16 protein-coding genes and 1 other RNA gene are annotated in these 23,426 nt (G+C 39.5%); 6 read left to right on the top strand and 11 right to left on the bottom strand.

All coding sequences use genetic code 11. The features are described 5' to 3' along the window. Nucleotides 1-6: 6 nt before the first annotated feature. The 4 genes from dolP to H4J70_RS08825 are packed head-to-tail and all read right to left on the bottom strand — an operon-like array spanning nucleotide 7 to nucleotide 3,434. Entirely contained in the window at nucleotides 7-573 is a 567-nt protein-coding gene (gene dolP, locus H4J70_RS08840) for a division/outer membrane stress-associated lipid-binding lipoprotein (RefSeq protein ID WP_182213870.1), read from the bottom strand. 4 nt (nucleotides 574-577) lie between these two features. After that, nucleotides 578-1,168 (bottom strand): phosphoheptose isomerase, encoded by a 591-nt coding sequence (locus H4J70_RS08835; protein ID WP_070375790.1) that lies wholly within the window; start codon nucleotides 1,166-1,168, stop codon nucleotides 578-580. 27 nt (nucleotides 1,169-1,195) lie between these two features. Next, nucleotides 1,196-1,570, bottom strand: coding sequence for a YraN family protein (locus H4J70_RS08830; RefSeq protein ID WP_259364682.1), 375 nt, complete (start codon nucleotides 1,568-1,570; stop codon nucleotides 1,196-1,198). Next, complete coding sequence (locus H4J70_RS08825; protein ID WP_182213682.1) at nucleotides 1,557-3,434, bottom strand: penicillin-binding protein activator; 1,878 nt, start codon at nucleotides 3,432-3,434, stop codon at nucleotides 1,557-1,559. The genes H4J70_RS08830 and H4J70_RS08825 overlap by 14 nt, the downstream gene beginning before the upstream one ends. 76 nt (nucleotides 3,435-3,510) lie before the next feature. On the opposite strand from H4J70_RS08825, the gene rsmI reads away from it, so the two are divergent. Next, nucleotides 3,511-4,371, top strand: coding sequence for a 16S rRNA (cytidine(1402)-2'-O)-methyltransferase (gene rsmI / locus H4J70_RS08820; RefSeq protein ID WP_182213680.1), 861 nt, complete (start codon nucleotides 3,511-3,513; stop codon nucleotides 4,369-4,371). Between the two features lie 123 nt (nucleotides 4,372-4,494). On the opposite strand, the gene H4J70_RS08815 is transcribed toward rsmI, so the two are convergent. Then, nucleotides 4,495-6,753 (bottom strand): TonB-dependent receptor, encoded by a 2,259-nt coding sequence (locus H4J70_RS08815; protein ID WP_182250953.1) that lies wholly within the window; start codon nucleotides 6,751-6,753, stop codon nucleotides 4,495-4,497. A 217-nt stretch (nucleotides 6,754-6,970) separates the two neighbouring features. On the opposite strand from H4J70_RS08815, the gene H4J70_RS08810 reads away from it, so the two are divergent. From H4J70_RS08810 to H4J70_RS08790, 5 genes are all read left to right on the top strand, one after another. After that, the gene (locus H4J70_RS08810) at nucleotides 6,971-7,993 is read left to right on the top strand and encodes a LacI family DNA-binding transcriptional regulator (RefSeq protein WP_182213678.1); all 1,023 of its coding nucleotides are present in this window, start codon (nucleotides 6,971-6,973) and stop codon (nucleotides 7,991-7,993) included. 102 nt (nucleotides 7,994-8,095) lie between these two features. Continuing rightward, nucleotides 8,096-9,325 (top strand): sugar MFS transporter, encoded by a 1,230-nt coding sequence (locus H4J70_RS08805; RefSeq protein ID WP_182213677.1) that lies wholly within the window; start codon nucleotides 8,096-8,098, stop codon nucleotides 9,323-9,325. A 23-nt stretch (nucleotides 9,326-9,348) separates the two neighbouring features. Further along, nucleotides 9,349-10,902, top strand: a complete 1,554-nt coding sequence (gene treF, locus H4J70_RS08800; protein WP_259364717.1) for an alpha,alpha-trehalase TreF — start codon at nucleotides 9,349-9,351, stop codon at nucleotides 10,900-10,902. 126 nt (nucleotides 10,903-11,028) lie between these two features. Beyond that, an RNA gene (gene rnpB / locus H4J70_RS08795) (RNase P RNA component class A) lies at nucleotides 11,029-11,434 on the top strand. Between the two features lie 354 nt (nucleotides 11,435-11,788). Further along, entirely contained in the window at nucleotides 11,789-13,135 is a 1,347-nt protein-coding gene (locus H4J70_RS08790; protein WP_182250952.1) for an AarF/ABC1/UbiB kinase family protein, read from the top strand. A 137-nt stretch (nucleotides 13,136-13,272) separates the two neighbouring features. Here the strand turns inward: H4J70_RS08790 and H4J70_RS08785 are convergent, their stop codons facing one another. From H4J70_RS08785 to proC, 6 genes are all read right to left on the bottom strand, one after another. After that, the gene (locus tag H4J70_RS08785; RefSeq protein WP_220465262.1) at nucleotides 13,273-15,024 is read right to left on the bottom strand and encodes a Mur ligase family protein; all 1,752 of its coding nucleotides are present in this window, start codon (nucleotides 15,022-15,024) and stop codon (nucleotides 13,273-13,275) included. A gap of 294 nt (nucleotides 15,025-15,318) precedes the next feature. Further along, a complete protein-coding gene (gene cphA / locus H4J70_RS08780) occupies nucleotides 15,319-18,138 on the bottom strand; it encodes a cyanophycin synthetase (protein WP_182213673.1) in 2,820 nt (939 codons plus the stop codon). A 503-nt stretch (nucleotides 18,139-18,641) separates the two neighbouring features. After that, complete coding sequence (locus H4J70_RS08775) at nucleotides 18,642-19,469, bottom strand: cyanophycinase (protein WP_182213672.1); 828 nt, start codon at nucleotides 19,467-19,469, stop codon at nucleotides 18,642-18,644. 8 nt (nucleotides 19,470-19,477) lie between these two features. Continuing rightward, complete coding sequence (iadA, locus tag H4J70_RS08770) at nucleotides 19,478-20,650, bottom strand: beta-aspartyl-peptidase (RefSeq protein ID WP_182213671.1); 1,173 nt, start codon at nucleotides 20,648-20,650, stop codon at nucleotides 19,478-19,480. Nucleotides 20,651-21,051: 401 nt separating this feature from the next. Further along, nucleotides 21,052-22,323, bottom strand: coding sequence for a glutamate-5-semialdehyde dehydrogenase (locus tag H4J70_RS08765; protein WP_182213669.1), 1,272 nt, complete (start codon nucleotides 22,321-22,323; stop codon nucleotides 21,052-21,054). Between the two features lie 185 nt (nucleotides 22,324-22,508). Then, on the bottom strand, nucleotides 22,509-23,288 hold the full coding sequence (gene proC / locus H4J70_RS08760) for a pyrroline-5-carboxylate reductase (protein WP_182213668.1): 780 nt from the start codon (nucleotides 23,286-23,288) through the stop codon (nucleotides 22,509-22,511). Nucleotides 23,289-23,426: the final 138 nt, after the last annotated feature.

Genomic DNA, 23,426 nt, shown 5'->3' with positions numbered 1-23,426 from the left:
TTATCGTTAAATGTATTCAAATATTTTGAATACACGATTGACGCCGCTAACATTACGGGCTATCTCTACGGCTTCATTAGCTTGTGCTTGTGTTATTAAGCCCATTAAAAATACTTCGCCATTTTCAGTAACCACTTTAATATTAGTCGCATCGATGTTGTCACTGCCAAAAAGAGCCGCTTTAACCTTAGACGTTAACCAAACATCATTACTTCTGGTCGTAATAGAAGTGGTATTACTGATACGAATTTGATTATGTAGCTGAACAATTTGTTTAACTTCATTAATCGATTTTATCGCCAGATCGCGTAAATAGGTATTGGGCACTTGCCCGATAACTAAGACACTACCGTTAACACTGATCACTTGTAGATTAGTGTTGTCTTCGAGGGCTTGATGTTTGCCAAGCTTAGCATTGGCCTCAAATTCAATTTTTTGGTCGTCCAACTGTGTACCAATACTACGCTCATCGGTAGCAGCAGATGCTCCACCGACAATAGTAACAACAGCAGCAGCAACACACCCTTGCAAAAGTACAATACTTGCTAGGGTTATTAATAATTTTTTTCGCATCATATTAATTGGCATCTTGAGGAAATAAAGTCGTGTCAATAATATCGCATAAGCAATGTATTACCACTAAATGTACTTCTTGAATTCTAGCCGTACGTGAAGAAGGTACACGTATTTCTACATCGTTTTCGCCCAGTAAACCTGCAATATCACCACCATCACCGCCGGTTAATGCGATAATAGGAATGTCGCGAGATACTGCTGCTTCAATCGCTTTTATGACATTGCGAGAATTACCACTGGTTGAAATAGCGAGTAAAACGTCACCATTATTACCTAATGCTCGCACTTGTTTAGAAAATATTTCATCAAAGGAATAATCATTCCCGATAGAAGTAATCGTCGACGTGTCGGTTGTTAAGGCTATTGCCGGCAAAGGTGGTCGTTCAGTTTCATAGCGGTTTAATAACTCGGCTGAAAAGTGCTGTGCATCACCCGCTGAACCGCCGTTACCACAGGCAAGTATTTTATTACCAGCCAATAAGCTTTGCACCATTATCATACCAGCATGCTCAATAGGGCCAGCTAGTAATTCACTGGCGGCAATTTTGGTTTGGATACTTTCGGTAAAGTTGCTTTTGATCCGTTCTAACATAAATGAAATTAGCTCCGTTTATTGACTCTAAAAGGCGTTTTTTAGCCAGGTAATATCGAGATTGTTTATATTACCTTGTAAAGCAATAACATCAAATCGACAAGAAGTATTATATTCGTTTAAACCACATTGTTGCAGATAAATTGCAGCTGTTTTCCTAATTTTTTGCTGTTTTTTCGTTGATATTGCTGAAATAGCACCACCAAACGACATCGAAGCACGATATTTTACTTCGACAAAGACATAAGTGTCAGCATCTTTGACGATTATATCAATTTCACCTAACCGGCAGGTGTAGTTTTTTTCTTCAATAATTAAGCCTTGTGCCACCAAAAAATCTCCCGCGTACCTTTCGGTAATATCGCCAGTTTTTTTAGTCGTAACTGGCTTAGTCCATAGCAATTTCAGCGACCTCGCCATCTTGATATATGCCCCACAATAAGCTTCGCGTTAGGGTGTTATTACTGTTTAATTTTAATATACCGGTTTGACCATAATGACGAACATAAGGTTTTTGTTTCATTAGCGGCAGTTTATCGACTAAATATAGGCTGTCATAACCCATGGCAAAGATGCGTTGTAAAGAGTCAGTGCGACTTGGCCAAAGCGTTTTACTCAAATCAGCTAATTGAGCATTTTGTTGTTGGCTACTTAATAGCCAAGGCATTTCGGTAAATATAAGGTTACGAAGATCATTATGCTTACTTGAATCTTGTTTACTGCTATGACTGCGAGAGCTAGCATAAACCGGGATAATAGTAGCAAAAGGACTGGTATTAACATCAATGTACGGTTTTAGTAATTTTGTTTGTGCCGGTGAACCCACTAAGTAAAACATATCGATGTCACGGCGATTTCTTGGCTCTGAATCGATACTCTGTTTTACTCTTATTTTCAAATCCTTGATACGGGCTTGGCTACTATCAACCTCTAAGCTAGCCTTGAGTTGCTCTTGCATCATTTTGCCTTTTTCGAAATATACAACTTCAGGAGCATAGCCGTTAATCAGTTGCCATTGTTTGCTAAAGGCTCGGGCAATTCTTTTACTGGCGGTATCTCGGTGGCTGAGTATGACTGGTGAGCGATAATTTTTTCGACTCAATGTTGTTGCTGCTTGGTAAGCTTCGTCTTCTGGGCGCATCGACAGAATGAATTGCTCTGCGCTCCGTTGCTGAACTTTTGGGGTGTTAAGTAATAAGCTAGGTAGCAAAATTTCACCTTGGGCAAGGAACTTATCAACATTATTTTTAAGCAAAGGGCCAATAATAAAATGACTATCTAAGGCGATTAGCTGTTCATTTAATAAGGTCCAGTCAAGTGTATCAGCATCGATAAAGGTTAAGTTTTTATTGGGAATATTACTATAAGCGGCTAGGATCCCTTGCTGGGCAGCTTTTCCTGCAGACGCTTGTTTACCGGAAAGGGGTAAAATAATAGCAATATTTTCAATAAGTGCTTGTGGGCTTTGTTCTGTTCTTCTTAATGTTTCAATAATCGCTTGTGCGGGGTGCGCAGAAAAATCACCTTGCCACTGACTTAAGTAAGCATCAAAGCGGTTAATATCACCGCCAAATTTATGCGCGTAAGTTAATAGTTGTTGCCAACCTTTAATATAAGGCGGGTCAAGCTCTGCTAATTGGCTGACTTGCCAAGTAGACAGTAAACTTAATGCTTGCCATAGTTCATAAATATCATCAACGTCTGTATTTGAACTACTGGAAAACCATTGCAATTTAGCGTTGACCGCACTAATTTCTAATGCTCTACGCTGCTGTATATCAGCCAGTAAGAAGTAGTAGTTTTCGCGATGAATAGCGTTATTATCGGTTGAAATTTTATTAGCAACTTCAAGCTGCTTAAAGGCTAATTCAACCTCATTTAGCTTAAGTAAACTTTCTGCACTTACCAATGCTAGACGGTAATTGTCTTGTGAATTGTCAGTTAATGTTGTGAGTTGCTCAGATAACCATAGTGCTTGATTATAACTCTCCTCACCAATCAGTAATTCACTAGCATCAATAAGTGTGGCGATTGCTGTTTTTACTTCTTGTGTTTGTGCAGCCGACAGCAACTGTTGTGAGGTTATTTTATTATTGGCACTCGCTAATGGTTGATTTCGAGAGTCGATTGCGCCTTTATTGGCAGCAATATTTTTGGAAGTACCGCAACTTGTCAATAATGTCGTTGTTAGTAGAACGACAGAAAAGAGTGTAGTAATGCGATAAAAAGTGCTTTTTTTAGAAAACAAAAAATTAGTTTGGCTCACCAGCGATAAATCCGTACTTTATTAGTTAGCTTTATAATAAACTTCATCTTCATCAGTCTCAACTTAAGTATTCATTATGTCGTCAGTATTTGTAGAATCAGGCACGCTTTACATCGTCGCCACACCCATCGGAAATTTAACCGACATCAGTCAACGCGCACTTGATGTGTTAACTCATGTGGATATTATTGCCTGTGAAGATACTCGCCATACTCAAAGATTATTATCTGCTTATTCTATCAAAAACAAAACATTATCATTACATGACCATAATGAACGCCAACGTCAAGACTATGTAGCAACACTTTTACAAGAAGGCAAAAGCATTGCACTGGTTTCAGATGCCGGAACACCCTTAATCAGTGATCCTGGTTTTCATTTGGTTCGCCATTGCCGACAACTTAATTTACCTGTTTCTCCTATTCCGGGTGCTTGTGCAGCAATTGCTGCTCTATCTGTCGCGGGTTTACCCACAGATCGCTTTTCATTTGAAGGTTTTCTTCCTTCAAAATCAGGTGCTAGACAATCAACATTAGCAAACTTATTAGAAGAACCGCGCACTATGGTGTTCTATGATGCGCCACGTAGAGCAATTGATACCGTTGAAGATATTGTCAAAGTATTGGGTGGAGACCGTCAGGTGGTTATTTCTCGTGAGTTAACAAAAACGTTCGAGACCGTCCACTCAGATACTGCTGAAAACTTACTAGCTTGGTTAAAAGAAGATCCAAATCAGTTAAAAGGTGAAATGGTTTTAATCATAGAAGGCAAAAAAATTGACGCCAATGTGATACCCGCAAAAGCGATTGACACATTGAAGTTATTATTGGAAGAAATGAAACCTAAAAAAGCTTGTGCAATTACTGCTGAAATTTATGGTGTGAAGAAAAACGCTTTATATGAGATTGCCCTTTCAATGAAGGAAGACCAAGTTTAGGTCGTTTACTCTCACTAATACGCTTATTTTAAATAGTACGAGTAAATGATAATTAAATAAATATAAAAAGCCAGCTAATAATATAAGCTGGCTTTTTGCTAATCGCTCAAACGTACCGTCAAACTAGAACTGATAACTCACGTTAAAATCCATTGTACGACCTATGATATAACGGCCATTATCCAACAGACCAGAAGTTCCGCGCGGATCTGCTTCTGTTAAACCTTCTTCATCAGTAAGGTTGTTCACCGCTAATTGCATTTTAACTTCGTCAGTAAGGTTTAGAATGACACCAAAATCAATTTTCGTATAACCTTCTAATATTAGCGCATCAGTATTCTCTGGATCACTGAAACGGTCGTCTGCCGAAGAAACTGTACCGTATACTGTGCTGTACATGCCATTGTCAAACTCAAGATCGTAGCTTGGCGTGATACGTACCTGCCAGTTTGGTAATCTTTGTGCTTGATTACCGACATTATCAGGGTTGCTAGACTCTGTAAGCTCAGTTTTTTGAAGCGTCGCACCTACGGCAACAGAGAAGCCATTATCGGTGAAGAAATTAAAATCAATCTCTACTCCATAAGCTTCATTGGTCGTTACTTGTGCTGGTTGGCCTGGAATAGCAACGAAAGAATCACCAGTCACTTCGTTGAAAAAACCTGTAGCATAAAGGCTAAAGTTATCAGCTGAGTGTTTATAACCTAATTCATATTGAGCAACTTCTTGAACTTCAGTTTGACCTTCTCTTAAATTATCAAAGAAAGGCATTTTGCTACCGTCACTGATACGAGCAAAAATTCCTTGTTTCTCTGTAAACATCCAGTTTGCACCAACAGTCCATGAAGTACTTGACTCATCAAAAGAGGCTACCTGATCAATACTACCGTCTAAGCCCGTATCAAGCGTATATTCAATTTCATGATTTTCACGACGTACACCACTATCGATAGTTAAAACATCTGAAATTTCATAAGATGCAGCAGCATAAAATGCGGTAGTTTTGCCATCACCAATGCTATTGATGTCGTAACTCCAACTACAGTGGTCGGCATTGTCATTACAGTCAATACCTGTCAGGTTTTCGCCACCTTGTTCTACCACATGATAAGACTGATTACCTAATGACCACCAATCGGTAGATGAAAATGTAGAATTATAAAAACCACCCGTTACACTGCCTTTATCAAATGTTTTAGTTAAAGCAAAGTCGTTAGTAAATGCTTCTATTTCTTTGAGAACGACCCAACCACCAATCATTTGTACGTCGGTATCACCATTATATTGAGTACCAGTAACCACACCAATGGCCGATTCGCCATTATCAGCAACCGTTGATAACTTAACCGCTCCACCTTGTGGTACTAAGCCATAGGTATCAGCATCACCTTTGGTGTAAGAGAAACGATCAACAAGACCCCAACCATTATCAAGGGTTAAATCAATGCTACCGCCAGATACTGCGCCATTCCAGCCTCGGCCTTTACCAAAATCAAAAACTTTAGATTCTCCATCACCAAACTCAATTTCTTGCAGACGATTATTAGTGCCAATTTGCGTATAGTTATTGTCTACGCCATCAACAGTGATAGGTGCGGGTACATACCAAGTACCATGATCATCAGTTTGACGGGTATAAATATTAATTTTACCGTTGTCTAACTTTTTAGTAATGTTAATAGTAAATTGATTACCTTCTTCAGCATTAAAACCTGCGTCACGAGCGCCAGGTGAGCTTTTAATATAGCCACCAACCATGAAGTATAAATCATCAGCTAAGCGACCACTTATTACGCCATCTACACGTTGTAAGCCGTAATCGGATGTTGAATATTTAATTGAACCTTCAGTATATTCAGAGCCTTCTTTTAATAAAAAGTTAGTGGTTAAGCCTGGCTGACCATTTGATATTACTGGGTTTGTGCCGCCACGAAGTGCTTCCATAAATTCAATAGTATCGTCTAAGCGAAATATGCTTGAATTTTCTAGGAAACTAAGTGTTGGTGGTGGGAAAATAGGAGCGCCTTGCAGCTGAATTGTAAGGTATGGTGCGTCACTTGCACCTGGAAAGCCGCGAACAAATACATTGGCACCGGCAACGCCACCCGAGCTTTCAGCCCAAACACCAGGAATTGCTTTAAAAAGATCAGCGGTACTTTTAGGTGCTATTTTTATCATGTCGTCTTCAGAAAAAGAACTAACAGCAAAGCTTGCTTCTTCCTTAGCAACGCTTTTACCACTGAAAGTACCCGTAACAACAATTTTTTCGATATTAGCATTTTTATTTTTTGTTGATGTTTTCTCTGCCGCAAAGCTTGAACTCACTTGGCAGCTTAATGCGACAACTATCGCAATGGTAGATAGTTTGAAGTTAGTAGTCATGTATTTTTCCCTCTTATACCAATATTAGCAGTGCCATATCAGTTATTAGTTATATTTATTGATATTTCCTTCCCCATAATTAATATAAAGATGAATGCAAACGTTTGCAAGTTGTTTTTGCAAACGTTTGCATTGTTGTGCTTTCAATTGCAATACTAGCTAGATATGTAATACTTCCTCGGCATTTATATTTTATTAATTTTGGAAATAAACGGAATTGGCTAACGCAAACAAACTTACTTTGGCAGGGCTGGCTAAACTAGCAGGTGTATCAACGTCAACGGTATCAAGGGCTTTGAATGATAACCCTTTGATAAAAAAAGAAACACGTGAAAAATTACAAGCATTAGCGAGTGAACATAATTTTAGCTTAAATAGAGCTGCTAGCCGTTTACGCACGCAAAAAACCAATGTTGTCGCGGTAATTTTAAACTTAACTGACAATACCGATCAAAGTATTAGTGACCCTTTTTTACTCAAAGTGGTGGGCGATTTAAACCAAGCACTTAATCAAAGTGGCTATGAATTACTGTTGTCGAATTCTTTTATGGCAACACAAGATTGGGCTAATTACTTCATAGGAAGTAGTCGCGCTGATGGCATTATTGTTATTGGGCAAGGTAAAAGCACGGAAAAAATTGAAAAGGTGGCTGAATCTAATGCACCACTTGTTGTGTGGGGCGATCCAAAAGGGCACGCGAACTATGCCGTTGTCGGCAGTAATAATGAGCTAGGCGGATATTTAGCGACGGAACATTTAATAAATACCGGTTGCAAACGTATTTTGTTTCTTGGAGATCCTGAACATGCAGAAATGAGTGAACGCTATAAGGGCTATGGGCGTGCACTAAAAGAGTATGATATTAATATTAGTGATGAATTAACATTAGCGTGTGATATAACCAGTAAAGTGGCTTACGAAAGAATCGGCGATCTTGTTCTTGAAAAGGGGCTGTTTTTTGATGGCATTGTTGCATCAAGCGATATGGTGGCACTTGGAGCGTTGAAAGCGTTGAAAGAGCGTTATGTCAGTATTCCAAATGATGTTGGTATTGTAGGATTTGATGATATAGCGATGGCTGAGCTTTTTCACCCGTCACTTACCACGATTAAACAAAATACTAAATCGGCGGCTAAAATTATGGTGGAACAGTTATTAGTTCAGTTTAGTGGCGGAAAAGCAAAATCGGTTGTTATGGATATTGAGTTAATTGCACGAAACTCTACCCGCTCTATCTAATAATCGTTAAATCCTCTTATTATTAGCGCACGAATGCAAACGTTTGCATTCGTGCGCTTTTGATTATAGACTAAACTTAATTATCAAATAATGAGTTTATTTATGTCGCGTTTTATTACCATAAGTGCAATTGCTGCAAGCTATTTCGTTTTTGCTATTCTGCTTAATAGCGTAGGTACTGTCATTCTTCAGTCAATAAATAGCTTTGATATAAGCAAACCGCAAGCGAGTACATTAGAAGGTTTTAAAGATTTATCTATCGCGTTTGTTTCTTTTTTTGTGGCATCAGTTATTCCACGAATTGGATATAAAATTGCGCTGGCTGTAGGTTTAGCCATAGTTACCATCGCTTGTTTCTTAACGCCAGTTATTGGTAACTTTCTAGTGATCAAACTCCTATTCGCCTGTATAGGTGTTTCGTTTGCTTTAGTCAAAATATCAGTTTATTCCATTATTGGTCAGTTAACACATTCAGTAAAATCTCACTCTTCACTGCTTAACACCATAGAAGGTATTTTTATGCTCGGCAGTTTATCGGGCTATTGGTTATTCAGTTTTTATATTGATGGCAATTCGGCAGAGTCTACGCAATGGATGAATGTTTATTATGTGCTAGCCGTTATGTCTTTATTAACCTTAGTGTTAGTGAGCTTTTCTTCGATTAGCAAAGCTGAGCAGTCTTCGACATCGACAAGTATATTTAGTGACTTTGTTGAAATGATAAAAATGAGTTATCAGCCTTTGGTGCTTATCTTTGTCATCTCTATATTTCTTTATGTATTAATTGAACAAGGGATCGGCACTTGGCTACCTACGTTCAATAGTGAAGTCTTAGGTTTACCCACCAATATTAGTGTACAGATGACGAGTATCTTTGCCGCTGCATTAGCATTAGGTCGATTATTAGCTGGGCAAATTCTACGTTACCTAAATTGGTATACCTTTTTGAATATTTGTTTAGCAGGGATGGCATTAATTATTCTATTACTACTGCCATTAACACAAGACCCGACAACGGGTTTAGTCACCAGTGTTTTTGATGCTCCAGCCGTCGCTTATCTTCTCCCGTTAATTGGTTTAATGATGGCGCCTATTTATCCTGTACTCAATTCAGTGATGCTAAGTAGTTTAGCGCGTGCAAAGCACTCATCAATGACTGGACTCATTGTGGTATTTTCTGCACTCGGTGGTACTACAGGTTCTATTATTACCGGTTATTCTTTTGAAGCACTCGGTGGTCAACAAGCCTTTTATCTCTCGTTAATACCTATGGGACTTCTCGTCGCTAGTTTGTATTTTTTTAAAGTCGCAACTGCGAAGCATTCTGTTTAAAGAAATAACAACAAGGTTACCCCATGATGAATACCGAATTATTAAATCAACAAACTAAAGAAAGTTTACATTTTTTTGAAAGTGAATTATTCAAAGATGTGCAAATGAGTGGTTTGTTTGCCGACAGCAAAACTTTTACTGATGCTATTCCTAAAACTGCTTTTATGGAAATTTTACAGAAGTATAAAATTGAAAAAAAACATAAGTCTTCATTCAATTTAGAAGCTTTTATCACAGAGTGTTTTGATATTGTTGAGCATAAAGAAATACGTTCAGAAAACGTAAAAACGACTATCGCCGAACACATTGATTCACTATGGACCGCTTTAAAAAAGGAAGCTGATCCCAATGCTGTAGGCTCTTTGTTACCTCTGAAAAATCCTTATATAGTGCCAGGAGGTAGATTTAGAGAGATATATTACTGGGACAGCTACTTTACTGCATTAGGTTTGATTGAGTCAGGAAATATTGCTTTAGCTGAATCTATGTTGAGTAACTTCTTAGAATTACAATCAAACTATGGTTGTATTCCTAATGGTAATAGAAGTTATTATCTATCTCGCTCGCAGCCTCCTATTTTAGGCTTGTTAGTTGAGTTACTTTTGCCTTTTCAACAAAATAAACAGCAATTTATAACAACTCATATTAAAGCCATTGAAACAGAATATAAGTTCTGGATGCAAGGTAAGGCATTGGAGACAGATGAACAATTTGAGTCTAGACGAATCATTAAAATGCCCGACGGAAGTTTCTTGAATCGATATTGGGATGATAATGCTGCTCCTCGTGCCGAATCATATCGTGAAGACATTGAATTATGTCAGGAATTAATGCCTGAAGACCCTGAATCTTTCTATCGTAATATTCGTGCAGCATGCGAATCAGGATGGGATTTTAGCTCACGCTGGTTAGGTGATGAAAATTCATTAGCGTCTATTAGAACCACGCGCATTCTACCAGTTGACTTGAATTGCTTATTGTACAAGCAGGAAGAATTACTCGCTAAGTTCTATGAAATACTGGGGAATGAAGCGTCCAGCCTTGTTTATAAAGATTATGCGGCAACAAGAAAAGCAGCAATACAGCGTTATATGTGGTCAGAAAATGATGGTTTTTACATGGACTATGATCTAGATAAAAAATCTTATAGCTCAGTAAAATCATTAGCCGGAGTATTACCTTTGTTTGTTGAGTTAGCTGATGCGAAACAAGTTGACCAAGTTAGTAAGGTGATTGAAAATGAATTTTTACAGCGAGGCGGTTTAATCACGACTGCTATTGAAACAGGCCAGCAATGGGATTCACCAAATGGTTGGGCGCCATTACATTGGTTTGCTGTTCAAGGCCTAATTAAATATGAAAAACAATGCTTAGCACTAACCATTAAGAACCGTTGGCTTAATACGGTAGAGTCGTATTTTCAGCAAACAGGAAAAATAATGGAAAAATATAATGTATGTCAGCAAAGCCATAAAGCCGAAGGCGGAGAGTATGATGTACAAGAAGGTTTCGGTTGGACAAATGGTGTGCATGTCGCCTTTAGCGCTTTATTTTTAGTGAAAGAGACTAAGCTGTAGCCTAAAAATAGCTAATTATAGTAATTGGTAATAATAAAAGGTTACTTACATCAGTGCTCACAATCATTTTTTTTAGTCGTATTAATAAGCCTTGGCGTTTTTTTGTAATTAAGGTAAAATGCGCGCCGAGTTGACCAGACAATCGCTGCTTTATTCTTGTATCAGATGTGTAAACTGAAGATATAGGTATGAGGGGGAGGAAAGTCCGGGCTCCAATGAGCAGGGTGCCAGGTAACGCCTGGGCGGCGTGAGCCGACGACAAGTGCAGCAGAGAGAAGACCGCCGATGGTTGTTTCTAGGAACTTCACAGGTAAGGCTGAAAGGGTGCGGTAAGAGCGCACCGGATTGCTGGTAACAGTAATTGCAGGGTAAACTCCACCCGGAGCAAGACCAAATAGGGTTTCATATGGCGTGGCTCGCGTTGAAACCGGGTAGGTTGCTTGAGCCTTAGAGCGATTTAAGGCCTAGACGAATGATTGTCACTCTTTTTCGAAAGAGATACAAAACCCGGCTTATGTGGTCAACTCAACTATTCTAGTGACCGCTTGATTATTTTAATAATAATCAAGCGGTTTTCTAAAATCCTTTCGTATCAATCTATACAATCCCAAATAATGTTATAGCGCTAGCTATAGGAGACTGAACGGCTTTCTATGCTGTTTAATTGACGCATTATCTTAGTCTTCGAAATACATAAATACCTAAAAATAAGGTAGTAATTGAACGTGTTGAAGTAACCTGTCTTTTTTGATTGTAATGTCATTGGTTGCCGGCTTAATTTTTGTTAATCTTATTCTTGCCCCTCACCGCTTGCTATAAATAGTATGGAGGCTAGAGTAAACAACATTAAGGTAATAGTTAACATGCCCAACCAAGCCATTTTGCGATGACCGACAAACGTAAAGAGCGGAAAGTACCTTCCGGAAGAATTGCTCGTCTCGCTAAGTTGGGCGGTTTGGCCTCAGCGGTTGCCGGCAATATTGTTAAAGGTGCGACAAAACAAATGCTCAGTGGACAACGTCCATCATTAACTGAGTCCTTACGTAATATTGACAACGCTATATCTATCACCAAGCGTTTAGCACATATGCGCGGCGCGGCGATGAAACTTGGTCAACTACTCTCCATGGATGCCGGTGAATTACTGCCTATCGAATGGGAACCTATTCTTTCAAGATTGCGCCAAGAAGCTGACCCTATGCCTAAGGCGCAACTACTTAAAACCTTGGCTGCGTCTTGGTCAAAAGACTGGCATCAACAATTTAGTTATTTTTCATTTACCCCCATCGCATCGGCAAGTATTGGTCAGGTTCATCGGGCAACACTAAAGGATGGTCGTCAGTTGGCGATTAAGGTCCAGTACCCGGGTGTTAGAGAAAGCATTGACAGTGATATTGATAACGTCATGAATTTATTAAAACTCAGTGGCGTTTTACCTAAACATATTGATTTGACTAGCGTGCTCGCTGAAGCAAAAGCACAGCTTAAAGCTGAAGCTAATTATTTACAGGAGGCGGAATTTCTTAACACTTATCGTGAAAAGCTGGGTAACGATCCTCGCTTTATTGTGCCCTTTGTTGTTGACGAGCTAACGGACAAAAATATACTGACGATGGAATATATCGAAGGTTCTCCCATCACTGATATTAGTAACATGAGTGCTGGTATTGTTGATTTAGTCTGTAGCCAATTAATGGATTTAACTTACCAAGAGCTATTTACGCATAAACTTATGCAAAGTGATCCCAACTTTGCTAATTTCTTGTATCAGAGCGATACACAAAAAATAGTGTTACTTGATTTTGGCGCTTGCCGGCAGCTTTCTCAACATACCTCAGTACATTATCTTGCTATGGCTGATGCAATGCAGCGTCAAGATAATAATGACATGCGTTCAGCCTTGTATTCGCTTGGCTTAGTTGACAATAACATGAGTGATACCGCGATAGATATTGTGCTAAAGACGTGTTTTGAAGCTAGTTATTGTTTACAAAGTAATACGGGCTACAACTTAAAAAAACAACAACTGATTAAGCGAATTAGAGAGGTTAGTATGCCATTAATTACCGATAAAACAGCGATAGCATCTCCGATATTTGAAGTTGCATTAGTCAATCGTAAAATTACCGGTATGATACTGCTAGCCAATAAGTTGGGGGCAACACTCGATTTTAAAAGCACACTTGCTCCTTATTTACTGGAAAGCGCAAAGCAATTAAACGATGAAACCTAACACAATCGATTTTCAAAACAGCAACTGCTGTTTTAGTCTTTTAAAAGTAAACTTTAGTAACCGCCTGAGCTATTTTTAAATCACTCAGCGGCTTTCTAAAGTTCTCTATTATTCAATGTTATTGATGATTTTATGGTTTACGACATACCTGCTGTTTGATTTGCCTTTTTGGTTAATAACTCGATCACTTTATTTCGTTCAGATAAAACGATTAACAGTGCTAAATCATTAGCTGACAGTTGATTAACAATCTGTTGCGCACCTTGATAAGGACCCTCTGAAAAATAGATGTTATCGGCAGACATACCACTTTCAATCGCTACTTTAGCTATTAAATTTGATATTTCGCCAAGCTCTCTTCCTCTTAAGTACTCGACAGTTTCGGCCGCAACCAATATATCAGGTTTCATTTTTAAGGCTGATTTTGTCATTTTAATAATATCGTCATTGCTGCGATCACCTGCATGACTAAGCATCAAAAACTTTCGTGATGCTGGTATATTGGCCATGGTCAGTGCCATGGCATTCATACCATGAACATTGTGGGCAAAATCCATAATAACCGAAGCGCCATTGAGTTTAAATTGGTTACCGCGGCCCGGATTATCGTCAACATTACTTGAAAAATTTTGCAAGGCAAGACCAATCACTGCGCTATCTATGTGTAAGCTCTTAGCTAAAGCGGTCGCCCCTAAGGCATTTTGAACATTATGTCGGGCAGCGCCGTTTAATGTCATAGGTATATCGTTAACGGCAACGATCATCGATTCAAGGCGCTCGCCAGTGCTGGTATTTTGCGTACAATAAAAAATTGCGCCGTCACGGATGAAACAAATAGCACCACCAATGGCTTTATGCTGTTGAAGTACTGGATTATTTTCATTTAATGAAAACCAACATTTATTAACGGTTAATGTTGGTGCAAGTGCTGTTAAATACGGATCATCAGCGTTGAGCACTAATACACCGCTAGTTAGCGCTTTTGCTACAACCGCTTTGGTTTGTGCAAGCCCTGCTACGGTATTGATACCATATTGCCCTAAATGGTCTTCAGCTATGTTGGTAATTAATGCGGCATCAACGTGATCTATGGGTAGGCCACGGCGCAATATTCCGCCGCGCGCGACTTCTAGAATGGCTGTTTCGGTTTCTGGATGTCGAAGTAACATTCGTGCACCACCGGGTCCTGAATAATCACCATAATCTATTATTTTTTCGCCAACACGAATAAAGTCAGTCGAGGTGACACCGCAACATTTATTAGACTGCTTAATAATTTCAGACATGATACGCACGGTGGTTGATTTTCCGTTAGTGCCAGTGACCAATGCAATAGGAATTGATTGGTAGTGTTGCCAATTGAGCTGCGTTGGATCTGGTAATGATGTCACTGGCCAGCGTTGACAGCTTTTACCGTAACCTAACGAAAACTCATCATCATCAACTAAATAATCGACATGATTATTTATGGCTAAATCTATTAAGTTAAGTAGAGCAGGGTTAGCCTCTTCGGCAATCATTTGTTTAAGACGAGTGACGGTTTTATCCATTTCTTGTTGATGAGTGTCACTTATACTGCCGGTTAAAATTTTGCTACACGCAAAATCCCATGCGGCTTCGTTGACATCGCAAGATGCATACAAGGCATCCATTGGCGCACTTATCGCAAGGCTTATGCCGTCTTCAAAAATACGATAACACGTAGATTCATCTTGCCAATCGACTGCTGCCAATAACTGATTAACGTAAATTAACCACTGATCAACGACTGTTTGCTTATCGATGCCTGAGACAAAAGCATCAATAATCGCGCCGGGTTTATTCCATAATAAGCTTTTGCCAGTAAGCCGTCGCTGGTCATCTAATGTTAAGGTTATAAGGTTATTCATGGCATACCAATTTGATTAAATTTATTCCCAACGCAGCGCTGTTAGGAAAGTGAGAAGAAGGTAAAGCTGTATCAATATAATTGTTCACTTTGAGACAGTTTTGTTAGGTCATTATTTGTATGACAAGCTCGATGATGATTTCAAAAACTAATACGCAGCTTTATTGGTTTAACAATAGGCTGCGTTAGTTTATGCCGCTAATTTATGCCGCTAGGTTATGTTGGTAACACATCACCTAGCGAGGTTAAGCTTATTCATCTTAAGTTAATGGCAAATAACTGCATTAACTTGGTTTTAATCACTTTCTTCTTCTATGGTTGAAACAATGCGAACGCCTCGATCATCCTTAACTAACTTCATGCCTGACTCTAGTATAAAGGGATCAGGTTCATCGGTGTTTAACATCGAAACAACGGTATGCACGGGTTTTGTTAATGTTTCTGCTGGATTATCTTCACTACCGTTAAAATTAATGATTTGCTTCCAACAACGGGTAATCGCATCACCAAAGACAATCACTAAATCATCTTTATTTGCCATCGACAAGGCTTTTTCAGTAGCTGTGACCTCGTCAGGTATCATCAAGATATTGTCTTCGCTGATACCTTGTGCTTTTAACGTTGCAGCTAACATTTGCGGCACTTCATCACTACCACGTCCACGAAGATTGTCATCGGCGCGACAGATATATAAATCAAAATGTCCAGCGGCTGCTTTGGCGATGTTTTCAATATCTTCATCACGGCGATCTCCCGGTGCGGCTAATACCGCAATACGCTTACCATTAACGTCTAATTTAGTCGCTAATTCGCTCATATGGCGAACACCATCGGCGTTGTGAGCATAATCTAAAATAACTCTAAAAGGATGTTCATCAAAGACGTTCATTCGCCCCGGTGCTTGATAGAAGGTGGTGTTAAACGTTCTTAATCCTTGTTGAATTGCATCAAGTGGTTTATCTAGAGAATAGGCGAGGGCAGCGGCAAACATCGCATTTTGTACGTTATGAGTGGCTTTACCTTCCAGTGTAGCAGGAATTAAATGTGTCCAAAGTAATGGGATATGCGCACCGTTATCAAAGATGGTGATCATTTCACCATTGATGCCCTTTTCAAGCACCACGGCACGTCCACCCGCGCGAATATGCTCTCTAACTAAACCATGTCCTGAATTCATAGTCACATAACATAAATGTTTTGCTTGAGTATGGTCGGCCATTTTTAAACAAAGTGGGTCGTCGGCATTAAGTATAACCGCGTCTTTGGCTACTTCAACGACAATACGTTTAATTTCAGCAAGTTGTTCTAGGGTATCAACACCTTTTAAGCCTAAATGATCGGGTTGAACATTAATGCAGGCGGCAACATTACTTTCTCTATAACCTAAACCTGAGCGAACGATGCCACCACGGGCAGTTTCAAGAACAGCAATATCAACCGAAGGATCTCTTAAGACAATTTGTGATGCAACGGGTCCGGTCATATCGCCTTTTACTGATAACAGACCATCAACGTACACACCATCAGTTGATGTCATACCTACAACATGTCCTGCTGTTTTTAAAATGTGCGAAAGCATTCGTGAAGTTGTTGTTTTACCGTTGGTACCTGTAATGCCGGCAATAGGGATACAAGTGGGTGTATTAGGTGGAAAGAGCATATCAATAACTTTGCCAGCAACATCACGAGGTTTGCCATGGCTTGGTGCAACATGCATACGAAAACCTGGCGCAGCATTGACTTCAACGATACCGCCGCCGATATCTTTATATGATTGAGTAATGTCAGAGGTCAGAAAATCAACACCGCCAACGTCAAGACCAACGGCTTTTATCGCTCGTTCAGCCATCACTTTATTGTCAGGGTGAACTACATCAGTCATGTCTATCGCGGTGCCGCCCGTTGATAAATTAGCGGTTGAACGTAAATAGAAAATTTCGCCTTCAGGTAATATGGTATCAACGCTATAGCCAGCTTCTTCAACTAAACGGGTTGCTTGTGAGTCCATTTCGAGTTGAGTGAGTACTTTTTCATGGCCAACACCCCGACGTGGGTCTTCATTTACAATATCGATTAATTGCATAATGGTGTGTTTATTGTCACCAACAACATGACCCGGTACGCGTTTTGCGACAGCAACAAGTTCGCCATTAACAACAAGCATTCGATGATCTAAACCGGTTAAAAATGACTCAACTAAAACAGCTCTACTGGTGCCTTGTTCGCGGGCAAAATCAAATGCTGTATTAATTTGCTCATCAGTGGTTAAATCGATAGAGACGCCACGGCCATGGTTAGCATTTAATGGTTTAAGTACAACCGGTAAGCCAATACGTTTTGCTGCTTTTATGGCATCTTTGGCAGAATAAACCATTTGTTGTCTAGGCACAGGTAAACCGAGATCATTTAATAAATTGTGGGTGTCTTCTTTATCACAAGATATTTCAACAGCAATATGATTCGTTTGGCTAGTAATGGTGGCTTGAATGCGCTGTTGGTATTTACCATGGCCAAATTGTACTAAGCTGTACTGATTTAACCGTAGCCATGGGATATGACGTTCTTCGGCTGCCGTTATTAAAGATTGAGTACTTGGACCAAATTCTTTGCGCTGTGCATAACGAATAAAGTTTGATAGCTCTTCTGCAAAATCGAAATCGGCTTCTAATTTTGTTTGTAGTTGTGCTTGAATATTTACTGGCATCACTGAGATAAGCAGGTTTCTGGCAAGTTCAGCAGCAGCTAATCCAACATCTCGTTGTTTGTACTGAAAGACCATGTCATATTGACCAACTTCGCCATTGCCTCTGGTTTTGCCAAAAGTAACTTCAGTACCGGCCATGCATTGCAGTTCTAAGGTTGCATGTTCCCATATGTGAGCTATCCAGGTACCTTCATCTTCTTGCAAGCGCCTAATAAAACCGCCAGATTCGCCGTATGAACAGCCATGCTCTTTTAAACCGGGTAAGGCTTCAATTAAGCCATCAATGAATTCTTTACCTAATTTTACCGAAGGGTATTGCTCTAATATGCCAACATCAACAGCGTGTCGAATAACAGGAAAATGGGCGTAAACATTAGGGCCAACATAAACATTACTTGTTAATATTTTCATTATATGTCCAAAAATCAGGTGATTAGAATTATTATTATGTGTACCTACAAGTTGAACCTTTTGTCGAAAACAGGGTGCAACAAAATATAATATGACAATTATTGGGAGGAATAAATCACGGTGATACTGAACTGACTATGTGCACAGGTTCTATTGATGTGCATATGTTGAGTTACAAACCGAGAAGTTTCAACGCATTACACTTAAGATCTTTATAAGATCGAATAGAAGTAAAAAATTGCCATAAAAAAATAATGGTATAACAAAAAGATACCATGGTTTTACTAATAGACAAGACAATTTTTTTCTAAACTTGCTAATGATAAAATGCGCAAGGAAAGTCAGCCAAAAAGTTATGGTGAATAGCGTCGTAGAAAGGTGTTTTTTAATTCGGGTTCAATGAAAAAGAAGCGGCGTTTGTGAGCCTTTTAAAGAGATTTGCCCATAAATAATGCGTTTATTTATGGGCAAATTTTAGCTTAGCTTATTGGTATCTAAAGAGACTAAACGGCTTTAGGTGATGCGACTCGAGTATTTAAACAATAAGTATCACCGTGACTAAGCATATGAAGTTTTAACCCTATCAAGGTAATGGAATCTCCTGTACGAGCTTCAGCCATTGAACTGTGCTGCAAATCAGAAGGGTCAACTACCGTAATACTTCCGTGTCCAACTACTTCTAGTAACCCGTCTGGCGCAATAAAGGCAGCGGTATTTTCACAAATTCCGAGTCCTGAAGCAAAAGGATTATATGAAACAGCAGAAAGTAGACGTCCTAAACGATTACGTTGACTAAAGTGTTGATCTAAAAGTACTTTACTTATTAAACCTAAGCCAGGAGCAAAAGTTACACCTTGCTCATTAGGTAATGCACCGGTAGAGCCACCTGCAATCATATGCTCAGGCATAATAGCGGCACCTGCAGATGTTCCTGCAACATGCACACCTTCAGAGTTTAATTTTCTTATACTCTGTGCAATCGAAGTACCGCCTAATATAGTCGACAAGCGTAATTGATTACCACCGGTAATAAAAATACCTGTTGCGTTTTCAAGTGCGGCTAAATAATCTTCGCGCTCAGCATCTTCTCTGCTATTTATCGGTAAAGATATCGCATTTTTGACATTAAGATTACGAAAAATAACTTCATAATTTGGCCCAGTCTCAGCAAGCTGTGACGCGGTTGGAATAATCACTATATTGGCATTTTCATCGCCACATAATTCTACAAAACGTTGTAGAATTATTGGGTCATCAACACGCTCTTCTGCCCCCCCGATTGGAATTATAAATCCCCTTTGCTGACCTTCAGCAATTTTTGCTGGACACATACCTACCTCTACTCAAAAGTTCCACTTACTACTGTTGTGTTGTCACGTTTATGCCAACGACCTTTTATCATCACGTCAGTAATTTCAAATTTGTTGTTAAGTACGAGCATATCGGCATCGTTATTACGTACTATTTTTCCTTTACTGTGTAAACGTAGCAACGTAGCCACGTTGCTAGTAAACATCGGTAAAATACTTTCAAGCGCAATATTCTTTCTTAATGTTGCTTGTAATGTTTCCAGTAATGTACTGGCTCGGCCAAAGTCCATGTGTTGTAATTCGCCTTGTTGATCGAAACAAGGTAAACAACCACCACCGTCTGAACTGACGGTTATTTTGTCCAAGGGTAAACCTCTTTGTACGGCAATTTCTATCGCATCGCATGCCTCTAAACCAGGCTCTGCTGTGCCTTCAGGAAAAGCGGTAATATCGATATAACAGCCGTGCGCTAATAATTTGCAACTGTCTTCAAATAATGGCTTATTTCGATTAACGTGCGTCGGATTAAAGACACGGGCAGGAATTTCTGTTTCATTAATCGCTCGCTCAATTAATTCAAGACGCCGTTCACCATCACCGAGATGAAAATGAATAATACCGGCTTTGCCTGTCAATAACCCCGCAACATGTGCTTCACTAGCTAGTTTTATTACTTCTTCAAAAGTTGGTTGGCTTGAACGATGATCGCTAATAGCAAACTCACCAATACCAATAACCGGCTCTAAAAAAGTAATATCTGCTTTTGCGCTACCAATTAACGTTGTTAACGGATAATGATAACCACCGGTCCAACAATATGCCGACATGCCTTCTTCACGGAGTCCGTAAACTTTGCTTATTAGGTTGGCAATACTTCGAGTGGTGTCATCTGTACCTAAAAGTCCAACTACAGTTGTCACACCCACTTGGGTAAATTCTGAAAGAGAAACTGGGGGAACTTGTGTTGAAAAACCTGCTTCACCACCACCACCGGTAATATGAGCATGACTGTCGATAAAACCTGGCACTAGGTATGCGCCATTAAAATCGATAACTTCAACCGGCCAGTTATCAGGGATATTATGGTGGGCATGATCAGATACATCAAAAATATCAGCGATTTTTCCACCAGCAATCAGCACATCTTTAATACCCATAGGAGCAGGGTTATAAAGGTTCACGTTTTTTAATAATGAAATCATAGGTTTACGGTAAGGCTTTATAAATGACGGGCAAGTATAGACTATTCTATACCTAGTCCTAAGGGTTGCAACTATAACATAGCTATAATTTCTCAGCCAACTACATTTGTAAACGAAAGGTTTAAATACTGTTTTACTAAGTATTTAAATCTATAGTGCATTGATAAGGTTCACGAAAGTGATAGTAATTCCGCGCCTAAACTAACGGTAGCTTTAACGTTTTAATCGTTTAATAAATGTATGGGGGATTTACGTGAAAAAGGTCTGAACTTAATATAAATAGCTAGCCCCTAACACTCGGTTAGAGGCACTATTATTGCTAACAAAAAAGTGTTAACTAGGTATAGCTTTAGCTAAAAGTTTGGTACTTTTATGCGTGGTAGTGTTTAACGCAAAAGCGTTTAAGGACGAGTTTGCCCTTGACCGGCAACACGGTATTTAAAAATGGTTAGCTGCTCTAAACCAACGGGTCCACGTGCATGTACTTTACCGGTCGCAATACCAATTTCAGCGCCCATACCAAACTCACCACCATCAGCAAACTGAGTTGAGGCGTTATGCATCACCACGGCAGAATCGACAGAGCGCATAAACGTTTCCGCGATTTCCGCATTTTCAGTGATAATAGCATCGGTATGTTTAGAGGAATGCTCTTCAATAAAATCAAGTGCTTCATCTAATCCAGATACTACTTTAACCGATAAAATCGCATCAAGGTATTCAGTATCCCAATCGGCTTCAGTTGCAACATTAATACGGGGATCGCAGGCTTGAGCCGCAACATCGCCACGAATTTCACAACCCGCTAAGGTGTCTACGAGTTGTGGTAAAAATTCTTTTGCTATTGCTTGGTCTAACACTAAACTTTCAGTTGCACCACAAACACCAGTTCTGCGTAATTTTGCATTTTTAATGATACTGAGTGCTTTGGTCAAGTCAGCGTCTTTATCAACATAAATATGGTTATTGCCATCTAAGTGTAACAAGGTTGGTACTTGAGCTTCGTTTCTGACTAGCTCAACTAAACCTCGGCCACCACGAGGAATAACTAAATCAACATAATCGGCACAGCGCAGTAAAGCGGCAACGGCAGATCGGTCATCGGTGTCAACCAGTTGTATACAGTTAGCCGGTAAGCCAGCCGCACGTAAACCCGTTGCCATACACTCAACAATAATACGTGTGGAATTTAAGCTTTCAGAGCCGCCACGTAAAATTACCGTATTACCTGACTTAAGACATAACGCGCCAGCATCTGCGCCAACATTAGGACGTGATTCATAAATCATCCCAATAACACCAATAGGTGTTGCTACACGGGTTATTTTAAGACCATTGGGACGGTCAAATTCAGCTAATACTCGACCGACAGGATCGGCTAGCTTGGCAATGTCTTCTAGCGCGACAGCCATACCTTCAACTCTTTCAGGGTTAAGCTCTAATCGGTCTACAAAAGAATCGGCTTTACCGGCTTTTTTAACGCTTAAAACATCGAGTGCGTTTGCTTTTAGCAGTGCGTCCATATTTTCACGAAGCGCATTTGCGGCAATAGTTAATGCTTTGTTTTTTTGTTCTGTCGTTGCACAGGCAAGTACTTTGGCCGCGGCTTTTGCTTGCTTACCAAGCGTGGTGATCATTGTTTCTATATCAGTATTCTTAGAGGTATTTGACATTAATTTTTATCCTTTTACTTGTTCATTTAACGCTAAACTGTTTGATCAACTTTTTTACTTGAATGATATTAACTTTTATTTTTATCGCTGATATTAATATCAAAAGCAATAATAAAAGTTCAGTTTAAAGAATTTAGGGTTTTCATCAAAAATGTTTGAGTGCGTCATTGCTGACTAGACTAAAGTTAGCGCAAGGCTACTGCACGTTGATAAGCCGATAAAACAGTTGAGTCAAATAGAGACGCTAACTGTTCATCTTGCATAAGCGCACTTAATCCTGCCGCTGTCGTACCATTTTTACTGGTTACTGAGTTTCGCAAAGTCTCGGCATCTTCTTTACTCGTTAAGGCCAACTCCATCGAACCACTGAGTGTATTCAATACCAACTCTCTTGCAGTTTGCGGTGAAAAGCCGAGTTTAATTGCCGACTCTATCCAACAACGTGCTATTTCAAAGGCATAACCAGGACCACTTCCAGCGACTGCCGTTACTCGGTCTAGCTCGTCTTCGCTGGTTGTTATGTGTGTAAAACCAACGGCATTGGTTAATGCTACAGCGTTTTCAATTTGAGCCGCACTACAACGAGAGTTTGCGAAAAGTCCGCTAACGCCTCTACCAATTTTTGCGGGTAGATTTGGCATAACGCGAACAATAGCTTGTTCGCCAATCAGTTGCTCTATTGAAGAAACCGAGTAGCCAGCAGCGATAGAAATAATGCAACCCGAATCAGCAAGATGACGACGATAGCTTGGTAATATTTTTTCAATAAGCTGTGGTTTAATCGCAATAACAATGATGTCGAAACGTTGATCAGCTAGCTCTTCAATGGCTTGTCTGACGATAACATTCTGCGGTGCTTTAACTAATGAGGGATTAATAATAGTGATGGTGTGATTTGTAGAGGTTGCCCAACGAGTCAATAAAGAACCGCCCATTTTACCACAACCAATCATAAGTAATGACATGAAACTCCTGTTGTTTTTTAGCTTACATTGAATGAAATGCAGATCGTTTTGCAGGTGTTCAGTACGAACTTTTTAAAATCCGATAATATATTTTTCAAAACGTTGAGTTTGAGTTCAATTGAAAAATTATCTTTTTTA

Origin of the sequence: Colwellia sp. BRX8-9 (assembly GCF_014077245.1) — a bacterium.
GTDB lineage: Bacteria > Pseudomonadota > Gammaproteobacteria > Enterobacterales > Alteromonadaceae > Colwellia_A.
This window is presented reverse-complemented; position numbering and strand designations above follow the sequence as displayed.

Coding starts and splice junctions, on each gene's coding strand:
- dolP (WP_182213870.1), bottom strand. CDS start 573: ATGCGAAAAAAATTATTAATAACCCTAGCAAGTATTGTACTTTTGCAA.
- H4J70_RS08835 (WP_070375790.1), bottom strand. CDS start 1,168: ATGTTAGAACGGATCAAAAGCAACTTTACCGAAAGTATCCAAACCAAA.
- rsmI (WP_182213680.1), top strand. CDS start 3,511: ATGTCGTCAGTATTTGTAGAATCAGGCACGCTTTACATCGTCGCCACA.
- H4J70_RS08815 (WP_182250953.1), bottom strand. CDS start 6,753: ATGACTACTAACTTCAAACTATCTACCATTGCGATAGTTGTCGCATTA.
- H4J70_RS08805 (WP_182213677.1), top strand. CDS start 8,096: ATGTCGCGTTTTATTACCATAAGTGCAATTGCTGCAAGCTATTTCGTT.
- treF (WP_259364717.1), top strand. CDS start 9,349: ATGATGAATACCGAATTATTAAATCAACAAACTAAAGAAAGTTTACAT.
- H4J70_RS08790 (WP_182250952.1), top strand. CDS start 11,789: ATGACCGACAAACGTAAAGAGCGGAAAGTACCTTCCGGAAGAATTGCT.
- H4J70_RS08785 (WP_220465262.1), bottom strand. CDS start 15,024: ATGAATAACCTTATAACCTTAACATTAGATGACCAGCGACGGCTTACT.
- cphA (WP_182213673.1), bottom strand. CDS start 18,138: ATGAAAATATTAACAAGTAATGTTTATGTTGGCCCTAATGTTTACGCC.
- H4J70_RS08775 (WP_182213672.1), bottom strand. CDS start 19,469: ATGTGTCCAGCAAAAATTGCTGAAGGTCAGCAAAGGGGATTTATAATT.
- iadA (WP_182213671.1), bottom strand. CDS start 20,650: ATGATTTCATTATTAAAAAACGTGAACCTTTATAACCCTGCTCCTATG.
- H4J70_RS08765 (WP_182213669.1), bottom strand. CDS start 22,323: ATGTCAAATACCTCTAAGAATACTGATATAGAAACAATGATCACCACG.
- proC (WP_182213668.1), bottom strand. CDS start 23,288: ATGTCATTACTTATGATTGGTTGTGGTAAAATGGGCGGTTCTTTATTG.